Origin of the sequence: Streptococcus mitis, from assembly GCF_003942685.1 — a bacterium.
GTDB classification, from domain to species: Bacteria; Bacillota; Bacilli; order Lactobacillales; family Streptococcaceae; genus Streptococcus; species Streptococcus mitis_CD.
The window spans coordinates 1-12307 of record NZ_RJNR01000018.1 but is presented as its reverse complement, the minus strand read 5'-3'; the positions used below and the strand labels follow the sequence as shown (position 1 = coordinate 12307).

Here is a 12307-nt window from a genome sequence, read left to right as displayed (position 1 = left end):
CTCCTATTCTGGGATTTGTTGGGTGATACAGTGGATATTGCCACCACCTAAAAGAATATCTCTGGCTGGTATTCCGACAACTTTACTGTCTGGGAAACACTTACTGAGGATATCTAAGGCTACTTGGTCGTTTTTATCTTGAAACTGGGGAACCAAGACTGCCTTGTTAGCAATATAGAAATTGACATAGGAAGCAGCAAGCCTTTCACCTGCGTATCGTTCTTCTTCACCTTCTTCATAGGTATAGCCAGGTAAATCTTCTTTAGTGATAACCTGACGAATAGCCGGAATTGGAAGTTTATGAATGGTGAAGGGACGGCCTTTTGCATCTGTTTCCTGTTCTAAGAGCTCTAAATCAGCTACAGACATGGCATACTGAGGATCGTTTTGATCATCTGTCCAAGCCAAAACAAGCTCTGCAGGACCAACAAAGGCAGCAACATTATCAACGTGTTCATTGGTTTCGTCCTGATAAATACCATAAGGAAGCCAGATAACTTTGTCAGCACCAAGGCTGTCTAATAAGGTATTTTCGATTTCCTCTTTACTGAGATGAGGATTGCGACCAGCGCTTAGTAGGCAACTTTCAGTCACAAGAATGGTTCCTTGACCATCGCTATGAATGGCTCCGCCTTCAAGGACGAAAGGCTTAGCATCGTAAACGGGCATATCCAAAACCTCAGCAAAACGACTAGCTACTTGGTCATCATCTTCATAATCTTGATAAAGACCATCAACAGCACCACCCCAAGCATTGAAAGCCCAATCCACGGCTAATTTCTGGCCTTTATCATTGACAAGAATAGTCGGACCTGTATCACGGGCCCAGGCGTCATTGGTGGGAATGTCTAGATAAATAACGCTATCTCCAAGGTAGTTTTGGGCTTCAGATAGATAGTCCTGCTCCACTAAAAGATAAATTCTTTCCCCTTCTGCTATGGTTTTGATAATCTGAGTAAATGCTCTTTTGGCGGCTTTTCCTTGAAAGGGCCATGAACCTGGTCGAGTCGGCCATATCATGAGGGTACCATGATGGGGTTCGTACTCTGCTGGCATGCGATAGCCTAATTTTTTGGGACTGTCCATCATGATAATCTCCCTTTAAAATCTTGATAGTCAAAGGCTTTGACTAAGCTGCAGTCTCCCTGTTCGTCCATGAGATAGAGACTTGGTAATCCAATTCCATTAAAGGTATTATTTTTGACAAAAGAGTAAATAGCCATGTCTTCGAAATAAAGCCTATCACCGATTTGGACTGGATTTTCAAAACTATAATCGCCAATCACATCGCCTGTCAGACAGGTATTGGAAGAAAGTCTATAGGTATGGGCTTTTTCCTGTGCCTCAAAGCCATTTCTCAAAGGTGGACGATAGGGCATCTCAAGTACATCAGGCATATGGCAGGTCGCAGAGGCGTCTAAAACCAAGATTTCCATACCATTTTCTACAATATCTAATACTTCAGTTGCTAAATAACCCGCATTGAGCGCAATGGCTTCACCCGGCTCGATATAGACCTCAAGATTGTAAGTTTCTTGGATACGCTTAATTTCAGAAACCAGTAAATCTACATCATAACCTTCTCTTGTGATGTGATGACCACCACCCATATTGAGCCATTTAACTTGATGTAAGTAGGGACCAAACTGTTCTTCTACAGCTTTCAAAGTTGTCTCTAAATCATCTGCTCCCTGTTCGCAAAGGGTGTGAAAATGAAGACCATCCACCAAATCTAGTAAATCACTCGGAATCTTGTCTAGAGTGACTCCAAAACGAGAGCCTTGAGCACAAGGATCATAGAGAGCGTGGTCACCCTGTGTTGAACACTGAGGGTTGAGACGTAAACCGACACTGATACCAGCCTCCCGACAACGAGCCCCATGCTTACGCAATTGTCTCTCAGAATTAAAGACAATGTGGTCAGTAATTTCAAGTAATTCTTCCAAGTCTGAATCTTTGAAAGCAGGTGCAAAGACATGGACTTCACCAGGAAATTCTTCCCTTGCCAATTTGGCTTCATAAAGACCACTAGCAGTAGTCCCAGATAGATACTGGCTAATCAAGGAATAGGTTTTGTAAAGAGAATATGCCTTCTGGGCAAGCAAAACCTTGCAACCGGCTTCTTCTTGTACATATTGTAAAATGCGGCAATTGGCTTCTAACTTGGCCAAGTCAATAACATAGGCTGGTGTTGGTACTTGTTCTAGCTTCATTAGTCCACCATTTGTGGATTTTCAACCACAACCCATGGCAAACCATACTCATTCAAAGCTTCCATGAATGGATCTGGATCCAACTCTTCAAGGTTATACACTCCAGCTTGTTTCCAAGTACCATTCATAACCAATTTTGTCCCAATCATGGCTGGAACGCCTGTCGTGTAAGAAATTGCTTGTGAACCAACTTCTGCGTAACATTCCTGATGGTCGCAAACATTGTAGATGTAAATGGTCTTTTCAACGCCATCTTTTACACCTGTAAAGATACAGCCGATATTGGTTTTACCAACCGTGCGCGGTCCAAGGCTAGCAGGATCTGGAAGCAAGGCTTTCAAAAATTGGATTGGAACGATGTCTTGACCATTGAAATTAATGGTATCCGTACGAAGGAGACCGACATTTTCCAAACATTTCATGTGCGTCAAGTATGATTGACCAAAAGTCATAAAGAAACGAATGCGTTTGACACCTGGAATATTCTTGGCCAATGATTCAATTTCTTCATGGTGAAGGAGATACATATCTTTTTGTCCAACTTGAGGGAAGTCATATTCACGCTTGATAGACATAGCTTCGACTTCGACCCATTTTCCATCTTCCCAGTAAGAACCTGGCGCAGAAACCTCGCGTAGATTGATTTCTGGGTTAAAGTTTGTTGCAAATGGATAACCGTGGTCACCACCATTACAGTCTAAAATGTCGATATAGTGGATTTCATCAAAATAGTGTTTGAGGGCATAAGCTGAAAAGACACTGGTCACACCTGGGTCAAAACCAGAACCAAGAAGAGCAGTCAAGCCTGCTTCTTTGAATTTCTCTTGATAAGCCCACTGCCATGAGTAGTCAAAGTAAGCTGTAAAACCAAGATCCTTACAACGTTTCTCATAAATAGCACGCCATTCAGGGTCTTCTGTATCCTCGGCTTCGTAGTTAGCTGTATCGATATAGTGAACACCTGTTGCCAAACAAGCATCCATAATTGTTAAATCTTGATATGGTAAAGCTACGTTCAAAACAGCTTCTGGTTTGTAGCTTTCAATCAGGGCAATCACTTCTTCTACCTTGTCAGCATCAAGAGCAGCTGTCTCAATCTTTGTACTTGTTTTACCTTCTAGCTTCGCTTTCAAGTCATCACATTTTGACTTGGTACGACTAGCAATCATAATTTCTGTAAAGGTTTCGCTATCCTGACAAATCTTTGAAATAGCAACTTGGGCAACGCCCCCACATCCAATAACTAGTAAACGACTCATTTTTTTCCTTCCTCTTCTTCTAAAATGTCCTCAACATACTTGGGCAACATAAAGGCTCCCACGTGTAAGTTTGCAGTATAGTATTCTGTGAAAAGCTGGCGTTTTTTCCAGCCTTCCTTGTCAAAATCTTTAACAGGGTGGTATTTTTTCGATGCAAATCCAAACAACCAATAGCCAGCTGGACTGGTTGGGATGTGGGCTTGGTAGACCCGACTAATTGGAAAGGCTTGATTAACCTTACGGTGCATGCTTCGGCAAGCCGACTCATCCTCGTCAAAAAAGGGACTACCATGCTGGTAGATCATGATACCGTCTTCTTTCAAGGCTCTGTAACTGTTGCCGTAAAATTCCTTGGTAAAGAGCCCTTCCGTATGTCCAAATGGATCTGTCGCATCGTTGATGATAATATCGTAATCATCTTCGCAGTTTCGTAAAAAGCGTAGCCCATTTTGGTAGTAAATGGTAACACGAGGATCATCTAGCCCTGCAGCAAAGTCTGGAAAATACTCACGACAGACCTCAACCAGCATCTCATCTGGTTCCACGATATCGATTTGCTCCAGTTCAGGATAGAGTGTTAATACTTGAGCAACACCACCGTCACCACCACCAATAACCAAGACTTTCTTGGGATTGGGATGAACAGCCATGGGAACATGAACGGTCATTTCATTGTAGACAAAATCATCAGCATCTGAGAACAAGACGTGCCCATTTAAAATCAAAATCTTTCCAAAAGCTGGCGTATCTAGAACTTCAATATCCTGCCATTCACTTTTTCCAGCGTAGAGTTGCTTGGCTGTTCTCAGGGACAATTTGACATCTGGAGTATGAACTTCAGAAAACCATAAATCCATCTAGTTCTCCTTTCTCTTAATGACGTTGATGTGATTGACCTCAGGATCTTCCGTCCCTTGGAGGGAGCAACCACGTTCCTTGGCAAATTGGATATAATCTACAATTTCTCGTGTAATGCGTTCACCAGGAGCCAAGATAGGGATTCCTGGAGGGTAACACATGACAAATTCTCCACAGACCTGTCCAACAGACTCATCTAAGATCAAACTTTTTCTCTCTGAATAGAAGGCTTCCTGAGGAGATAACACCAACTCGGGCTGAATATATTCTCCAGCTATCAAGTCCTTCCCGTCTCGTGAATAGAGTCTCTTGATATCTGCTAAAGCACCGACCAAGCGCTCGATGTCTTGGATACGGTCACCAATCGAAATATAGGCCAAGATATTGCCAATATCACCAAACTCAATCTGAATGTCGTATTCGTCTCGTAAGAGATCATAAACCTCGATACCTGTTAAGCCAATACCCTGAGTGTAAACTGACAGCTTGGTCACATCAAAATCACAAACCGAAACACCGTCTATTAACTCTTTTGAGTAAGCATAGTAGCCACCGATAGCATTGATTTCACGACGAGCATACTCGGATAGCTCAATAACCTTCTCAAAGGATTCTTTACCGCGTAGGGCCAAGTTACGACGCGAAATATCCAAACTAGCCATCAACAAGTAAGAGGCAGATGTTGACTGGGTAAGATTGATAATCTGACGAACGTACTCAGGATTCATCTGCTCCCCGATTAAAAGAAGCGAACTTTGTGTCAAACTCCCACCAGACTTATGCATGGAAACTGCTGCCATATCAGCTCCTGCATCCATTGCAGAAATTGGAAGTTTATCAGTAAAATGCAAATGCGCTCCATGGGCTTCGTCCACTAAAACAAGCATGCCAGCTTCATGAGCCATTTCCGTTAAACCCTTGAGGTCTGAACAAATTCCATAGTAAGTAGGATTGTTAATCAAAATGGCCTTGGCATCTGGATGCTCCTTTATGGCCTGGGCTACTCGGTCATTTTCAAGACCTAAAGCGATACCAATCTTAGGATCCACACTCATCTCGATATAGATGGGAATGGCACCACATAGAACCAGCGCATTAATAGCAGATTTGTGGACATTACGTGGCAGAATAATCTTATCTCCTGCCTTGCAGGTTGACAGAATCATAGTCTGCACCGATGAAGTTGTTCCCCCAATCATGAGAAAGGCGTGGCTAGCTCCAAAAGCTTCCGCAGCCAGCTCCTCTGCATCTCGAATAATCGAAATAGGATGCCCTAAATTATCCAAGGGTTTCATCGAATTGACATCAATGCCTACACATTTTTCTCCTAACAGTTCGACAAGTTCTGGATTTCCTCGTCCGCGTTTGTGACCTGGTACATCAAAGGGAACAATTCTTTTCTTGCGTAACTTCACCAAGGCCTCATAAATTGGAGCTTGGTTTTGATCTAACTCTTTCAAGACATACTCCTTTCCATATTTTTAGAACCTTATGAAAACTAAGGAACTAAAGGTTGACTCATGAAAAAAGAGCAGGTTTTCACCTGCTCTGCAATCTTCCGACGTTTTTATGTTTGTTTCTGTTGAGTATGTCTGTTCCCGATGTTTCCTAACTCTCTAGTAGCAAATATTACGTACTTTATTGATCGTTTCACAAGATGACGTGTGCTTTCACCACACTAAAAATTTATGAATTAGGACAAGCGTCCTAACATCAACTTATAAAAGTAGGCTTTTAACCCTATCAATAATGTGGTTTTTCAACCACGCTTCGGCATTCAACCCTGCCTGTCCGTAGGCATTTTTTACTCGGGTTTATATTTGCTAGAAAACATCATCTCATTTTCTAAGCTTTATTACTATATCATACTTCCAACACTCTGTAAAGTACTTTTTTGAAAAAATATCTATTTTTGTTCGGAAAAATAATATTTTATATAGATTTGTATAAGTTTAATAGTGTGAAAACGGATATAAAAAGAACTAGTCCACTAGTTCTTTTAAATGTATCTTAACGATTAATGGTAACAGAAAAACGATAGCCATTTAATTGTATAAATTTCACCAAAACGAATAAAGCAGTTCGTTTATTAGCATTGGCAAAAACATGCTTTTTTTTCAAGCAATACAAGTAGCTCATTGAGAATAAGCGAGCCACTCATTAATCAGACTAGCGACTTCTCTAGGTGCTTCAGTATAAAGCTCATGGCCAAAGTTCTCTAGAAAAATAGTATCAAAATAGTCTGGCAATTCTTTTAAGGCTTCCTCTCTCCATGTAGCTTCATTAGAATAGCAAGGACTGATAAACAAGGTATCTCCCACTTCTCTCTTAAAAGCTTGTATTTTCCTCCGTAGGCTGAGTATCGCTTCTATATTTTCACATTTTATAGCTAACTCATATCTATTATACTCCGCATTCCAGTGATAGGACTGCCTTACGGCTTTCTCCATATTTTCTGACCAATGCTTTGCTTCAGATTTTTCTTTAGAAATAAGAACATCTAAGTCCGAAACAACTTGAGATTCAATATAGTTTTTAGTTTCCTCTAACTCTGTATCTAAAGGTAAAATCTTATCTAAATCTAGATAGCCACCATCCAAAAGAATCAATTTCTTCACTTCTTGAAATTCCGATGCGAGATAACGAGCTAAATCTCCTCCAAGAGAATGACCTATCAAACATATAGATTCTTCCTCTACAATCTCATTTTTAAACCATGATTTCAATTCTGTTTCATCTCGAAGATGCTTTTCATATGGATTTAGAAAATAAATCTGCGAATTTAGTTCTTNAAAAAAATCTTTGCTATGATAGACNTTGCTTCCCAAACCGCCAATAAAATATTTTTTCATTCTCTACTTAATACTATGCTTATTCATTTTTTGTTCAAAGATAGTCGTGATAATCTGACGTAATTCTTCGCGTTCTTTTTCTGGTATTTCACCACTTGTTTGAGCTGCAGCGTAGAGTTCAGGGTGTTCAATTGAAATGCGTTTAATAGTACGTGTCGTAGCATGTTTTCTGACGAAAAATGGGATTCGCTTAATCAAGTCTTGCGGGACAAGTGCAAGAATTTTTTCAGCAGTTTCCTTGTCACTAATTTTAGACGTCGTAAGCCCCTTCTTAATCATTTCCTGTTCTTTTTCTGTAAAATCTTTTAATTCCATTCGATTAGTCCTCCTATTTTCACTAAGTTAAATTATATACCAATCCATATAAAACTACAAATGGACTGTCTGTAAATATGAGCAACACTGGAAAGAAGACTCTGATTTTTAATTATGAATCTTCCTACTCAGTCACTTCCCATACTTCTGATTGATATCCTTCCCCATCAATATCGTATCTTTGGATATAACCAATAAATGTTTCATTTTTCGTGGTTCCTGGTATTAATGATTAACTCATCAAAAATATAAATGTCCTAGGATTACTGTCATATCTTACCACTATTAAAGCTTAACCCACTTATCATTATCCATGATGAAAGGCTTAGCCAGTCCGTCACCTGTGTAATCCGCATATTTGGTGCCTAAATACTTGTAGCAATCTTCCTTGCTGGCAAATTTAATCGCTTGGTAGGGCTCTTCGAAAGTCAATTTCTCTACAAATAAGAAGCCATCATCAGCCGGTACTAAAACACCAACGTGGCCTACAAACAGATACTCGCCATCCAGATTGTCGTGCAAAACTACAGATAGCATTCGAGCTTTTTCATTAAATTGAAATTGGGAGAAGAATGTTTCCATCTTTTCAGCGTGAACCTTGACATCCGTCGTTGCTTCAGTTGGAACTCTCGAAAATAGAATATCAAACTCTTCCTTATCTTGGGAATTAAAGACCTTTCCCTTATCAATCGCATCGTTATCTAGGAAAAGCAATTGGTCATTTTTTTCAAGTTTTGGAATGGTAACTGATTTTTTCAAAAGACAATAACTATTGATACGACAGTTTGTACCAACGAAATCGCCCTTCTTTTGATTCCAAAGGTTGCTAATTTTCTCAACATCGTATTCTGTGTGAGTAAAGGAAGTGAAATCTCCTGATAGGCCAGTTGAGCCGACAATGGTATTATAATCATTTACAAGATTAAAAAATGAATCAACACTATTTGAATCCAAATGGGCTGATAAGAGAGATTTGACCTCTTCTGTACTTACCTGATTGTTTAGATTTGTGTATGAAGCTTTCCATGGAACTTTCGCTGAACTACTTTGTCTTTGATTCGTCCCTTCAGAAGTAGTATTTTGTTGTTGACAAGCAGCCAAGCCTAAAAACAAGACGGAACAGATTCCTAATGTGACTAATTTTCTTGATTTCTTCATCTCTTTCTCCTTTTACAGGTTTAGTAACTAGCCTTATTATACTATATAAGTTGTGAAATAAACTATAATCTTCATCAACTAGTTTTTGAAAATCACAAATCCATTTGGAGAGATCACAAGCTGATTCTCCAATTCTCGGCAATTGCTTGCTAGTGTTACTACTTCTTTCTCTAAAAGATAATCATCTTTTGATTGGTTAAAGATCGCTTTAAGGACCCGGCTTTCGTATTTCCATTCAAGGACTACTACATCTTGTGTGATTTCTTGAAGGTTATACTTGCCATGCTGAATAATTGCTGATGCATGTTTGCGAATTTGGATTATCTTCTTCATAAAATTCAGCATATCATTGTCACTTGATACACGTTCCCAAGGCATACAACGACGACAATCTGGGTCTGGACCGCCAGTCAAGGATAACTCTGTTCCATAATAGATGCAGGGTGTTCCTTTTTGTAAAAAGAGAAAGGCTAGGGCTGATTTAACCAGTTGAACATCCTCATTGGCCGTCCACAAAATACGTTCTGTATCATGAGAATCCAAGAGATTAAACATAACCTCTGAAATCTGCTGTTTGTAATACATAGATTGGGCATTGATTTCATCGATGAACTGATCCGTCTTCTTAACACCACGCAAAAAATACTCCTTGATGCTATCAGATAAAGGATAATTCATAACAGCATGGAACTCATCTCCATTTAGCCAAGGCTGAGACGTATGCCAGACTTCTCCTAGGATATAAAGATCAGGCTTTTTAGCTAAAACTGCCTTACGAAAATTCTTCCAGAACTGATGGTCAATCTCATTAGCCACATCCAAACGCCAAGCATCTATATCAAACTCTTCAATCCAATAAGTCGCAACCTTTAAAAGATAGTCCTTGACCTTTTGATTAGCTGTATTTAGCTTAGGCATATAGTCCTCGAAACCAAAAGCATGATAGGGTAAGTCTCTCTTATTAGCAAGCTTTTCAGTCGTCACTGGGAATTGTTGAATATGGAACCAATCCTTATAAGCAGATTGCTCACCATTTTTGACAACATCTTGCCATTGAGGCGATTGCGAACCAATATGGTTAAATACCGCATCCAACATGATTTTCATGCCACGTCGATGAGCTTGCTCGACCAGTTCCCGAAAGGTCTCCTTGTCTCCAAAATAACGGTCAATTTCAAAGTAATCCGTCGTATTGTACTTATGATTGCTCGTAGATTGAAAAATGGGACAGAGATAAAGACCTGTAATACCCAAGTCTTGCAAGTAATCCAGATGGTCAATAATCCCCTGTAAATCACCACCAAAGAAATCATCACTCTGAGGTGTGATAGAGGAATCCCAGTCTAATGTCCCTTCTGGGTTTAATCGAGCATTTCCATTGGCAAATCTCTCAGGAAATATCTGATACCATACCGTATTTGAAACCCAATCAGGAACCTTGCAGGCATCAATCTCATGAAGATAGGGCAACTTAAATCCATTTCCAATAGCATGAAGATTTTCTAGAGAATTGTCCACACACCCTTTATCACCATACAAAATACTTTGACCTTCTGTATCCGTGACTTCAAAGAGATACTGGATACGTGCAAAATCAACTGAGACTTCAACCTGCCAATAATCAAAGATGGCATCAGAAGTTATCTTGGCCATTTTCCTTGTATCTTGATAAAACTCCTCCATAAAAATAAAAGGGTCTCCATAGTGCAAGTTGATGCTTTCAATATCCCCTTTCTTAGTTCGAATTCGAATATGAAGCTTCTTATCCTTATAAAGATAGGTAAACTCCGACTCAGGCCTATGGTAAATAGCGCTTAATTGCACTGTATTTGTCTCCTGATTTACTTGGTTGCATTTACGACGCAAACGTTTTCATAGTTGTGATTTTAGTATACTACTTTCGTATTTTATTTTCAAGGCTTGTCCGTAGATTCTAGTGGTTTGGTTCTATAAATAAAAAAGTAGCCAGTCTTACAACTTGCTACTTTTCAAATGATGATTTACAACTGTCTTTCTAACCATTCTATCTTTTTAAAATCCTTATTGTTATTTTGCTCATTTCGATAAGAATCTTGGGAAGAAGCCTTGTAAATACTTAAAAACTGTTCAAGATTTGGAATGCGAAAAGTGATGTTTTCGAGATGAATCAACTCTATATCCGATTCCGAAACTCCTGCAAAATCAGGTAAAGAATCGATACTTCCGAATTCAACACTCAGACCATCTTTTTTGAATTCATGCTCATGAATATCTATTAAGGCATAGCCTAAGTGTTTCATCACTTTCATTATCTTGTCCCACTCATAAATTCTGAGATGATCGGGTGCTTCCCAACCTCTAGGGTCACCAGGCACATGAATGTCAATGTCAGACGGCCCCCATTCTTCATTTGATCGGTATTCAAACCCCAAAGACCCCATGAGCGTCGGAGTGATTCCGACTTGGTTTAAATGAGAACAAATTGTTCGAAATTCATCAAATAGAGAATTCATTCCTCCTCCAATCGTTGATATAGAACTTAATTTCGTTGTGAATAATAAACTAATTTTTACCTTCTACTCTTTCGGTTTTGAAAATACTTCAACTCGCTGAGCTAGAACTTTGATTTCTACAGGTAGGTTATCCGATTTATCGCCATCAACATCTGACTCCAATTCACTATCTGAAGAGATCTTAATATTACGCGCTCTGATATACTCAATATTATCATTGCCGACAACATCCCCTTTTAGTAAATCTGGAATGACGGATAATTTAGAAAATATAGAAGCATCTTTTAGAATCAAAATATTGGCATAGCCGTCTTTGTTTTCTTCAAAGATTTTCTTATCAGCGAAGTAATTTGTCAAGAGAACCAAAACATGGCTAGCTTCACCAACATAATTTCCATTTTCTGTCTCAACCTTAATGTTAAATACCTGATCCGTCATGACAGACTTCATGGTATTTACAGCATAGGCTAAAATACCGAATTTTGTCTTATCCTCGATTTCAACATTGTGAATCGCTTCAGGTAGAGAACCGATACTAAAAATATAACCAAAATAATTGTCATTCGCTTTTCCGATATCAATCTTATTGGTTAAATCAAAATCCAGTTCATCAATTGCGCCATCGATGTCTTGATTGATTTCCAAAAGTTTCGTAATGAGATTACCAGTACCACCAGGGATAATCCCTAACTTAGGAATGTAGTCTCTCTCAGCAATACCCGAAATAACTTCATTAACAGTCCCATCACCACCAAACACAACCACTGCATCGTACTGCTCACGAGAAGCTTCTTCAGCAAAATGTGTGGCATCCAGCGCTTTTTCGGTAATTTTGGTTTCCACGTGCTCAAAGTATTCTTTTGCTTTATTCTCCAACTTTTCTTTGTAATCCAAAGCCTTTTCCCCACCAGAAGTAGGGTTGATAATTACCATTACTTTTTTCATTAATTTCTCCTTAATCTTCGCTAGAAATGGTTGCATTTCATCGTATGTAACAAAATGTACTCTCATTATACAATGAAAATACAGAAAAGAGAAATATGACGTACTGGAGATTGATTTATAAAAACATAGAAAAATTATTTAATAAGAATTTTGAGTATATAAAATATAGTTTAAGTAAAGATTAGCAGATTATATCAGACGACTAGCTTCTAAAT

At 39.1% G+C, this 12307-nt stretch carries 11 protein-coding genes and 1 pseudogene; all 12 read right to left on the bottom strand.

Annotated features, from left to right (window positions below; genetic code table 11):
* Nucleotides 1-3: 3 nt before the first annotated feature.
* Nucleotides 4-1089 carry an agmatine deiminase gene (gene aguA / locus D8855_RS09355; protein ID WP_125417109.1) on the bottom strand — a complete coding sequence of 362 codons (1086 nt, stop codon included), beginning with the start codon at nucleotides 1087-1089 and terminating at the stop codon, nucleotides 4-6.
* The gene (nspC, locus tag D8855_RS09350; RefSeq protein WP_125417107.1) at nucleotides 1086-2213 is read right to left on the bottom strand and encodes a carboxynorspermidine decarboxylase; all 1128 of its coding nucleotides are present in this window, start codon (nucleotides 2211-2213) and stop codon (nucleotides 1086-1088) included. Before nspC ends, aguA begins: the two co-directional genes overlap by 4 nt.
* Nucleotides 2213-3472, bottom strand: coding sequence for a saccharopine dehydrogenase family protein (locus D8855_RS09345; protein WP_125417105.1), 1260 nt, complete (start codon nucleotides 3470-3472; stop codon nucleotides 2213-2215). Before D8855_RS09345 ends, nspC begins: the two co-directional genes overlap by 1 nt.
* The gene (gene speE / locus D8855_RS09340; RefSeq protein ID WP_000366713.1) at nucleotides 3469-4329 is read right to left on the bottom strand and encodes a polyamine aminopropyltransferase; all 861 of its coding nucleotides are present in this window, start codon (nucleotides 4327-4329) and stop codon (nucleotides 3469-3471) included. Before speE ends, D8855_RS09345 begins: the two co-directional genes overlap by 4 nt.
* On the bottom strand, nucleotides 4330-5790 hold the full coding sequence (locus D8855_RS09335; RefSeq protein WP_125417103.1) for an aminotransferase class I/II-fold pyridoxal phosphate-dependent enzyme: 1461 nt from the start codon (nucleotides 5788-5790) through the stop codon (nucleotides 4330-4332).
* A 559-nt stretch (nucleotides 5791-6349) separates the two neighbouring features.
* Nucleotides 6350-6451 (bottom strand): annotated as a pseudogene (locus tag D8855_RS09330) (type II toxin-antitoxin system death-on-curing family toxin); the annotation flags it as partial.
* Nucleotides 6452-6465: 14 nt separating this feature from the next.
* On the bottom strand, nucleotides 6466-7182 hold the full coding sequence (locus tag D8855_RS09325) for an alpha/beta fold hydrolase (protein WP_125417099.1): 717 nt from the start codon (nucleotides 7180-7182) through the stop codon (nucleotides 6466-6468).
* Nucleotides 7183-7185: 3 nt separating this feature from the next.
* Nucleotides 7186-7497 (bottom strand): hypothetical protein, encoded by a 312-nt coding sequence (locus tag D8855_RS09320; RefSeq protein WP_000420556.1) that lies wholly within the window; start codon nucleotides 7495-7497, stop codon nucleotides 7186-7188.
* Between the two features lie 285 nt (nucleotides 7498-7782).
* The gene (locus D8855_RS09315) at nucleotides 7783-8655 is read right to left on the bottom strand and encodes a DUF4300 family protein (protein ID WP_125417097.1); all 873 of its coding nucleotides are present in this window, start codon (nucleotides 8653-8655) and stop codon (nucleotides 7783-7785) included.
* A 78-nt stretch (nucleotides 8656-8733) separates the two neighbouring features.
* Nucleotides 8734-10479 (bottom strand): glycoside hydrolase family 13 protein, encoded by a 1746-nt coding sequence (locus D8855_RS09310; RefSeq protein ID WP_125417095.1) that lies wholly within the window; start codon nucleotides 10477-10479, stop codon nucleotides 8734-8736.
* 176 nt (nucleotides 10480-10655) lie between these two features.
* Nucleotides 10656-11147: a phosphoribosylanthranilate isomerase gene (locus D8855_RS09305; RefSeq protein ID WP_125417093.1), complete on the bottom strand. Its 492-nt coding sequence runs from the start codon at nucleotides 11145-11147 to the stop codon at nucleotides 10656-10658.
* Between the two features lie 63 nt (nucleotides 11148-11210).
* Nucleotides 11211-12092: a diacylglycerol/lipid kinase family protein gene (locus tag D8855_RS09300; RefSeq protein WP_125417091.1), complete on the bottom strand. Its 882-nt coding sequence runs from the start codon at nucleotides 12090-12092 to the stop codon at nucleotides 11211-11213.
* Nucleotides 12093-12307 lie beyond the last annotated feature (215 nt).

Excerpts from the sequence above, each read along its gene's own strand:
- nspC (WP_125417107.1), bottom strand. The coding sequence starts at position 2,213 with ATGAAGCTAGAACAAGTACCAACACCAGCCTATGTTATTGACTTGGCC.
- D8855_RS09300 (WP_125417091.1), bottom strand. The coding sequence starts at position 12,092 with ATGAAAAAAGTAATGGTAATTATCAACCCTACTTCTGGTGGGGAAAAG.
- D8855_RS09305 (WP_125417093.1), bottom strand. The coding sequence starts at position 11,147 with ATGAATTCTCTATTTGATGAATTTCGAACAATTTGTTCTCATTTAAAC.
- D8855_RS09315 (WP_125417097.1), bottom strand. The coding sequence starts at position 8,655 with ATGAAGAAATCAAGAAAATTAGTCACATTAGGAATCTGTTCCGTCTTG.
- aguA (WP_125417109.1), bottom strand. The coding sequence starts at position 1,089 with ATGATGGACAGTCCCAAAAAATTAGGCTATCGCATGCCAGCAGAGTAC.
- D8855_RS09320 (WP_000420556.1), bottom strand. The coding sequence starts at position 7,497 with ATGGAATTAAAAGATTTTACAGAAAAAGAACAGGAAATGATTAAGAAG.
- D8855_RS09345 (WP_125417105.1), bottom strand. The coding sequence starts at position 3,472 with ATGAGTCGTTTACTAGTTATTGGATGTGGGGGCGTTGCCCAAGTTGCT.
- speE (WP_000366713.1), bottom strand. The coding sequence starts at position 4,329 with ATGGATTTATGGTTTTCTGAAGTTCATACTCCAGATGTCAAATTGTCC.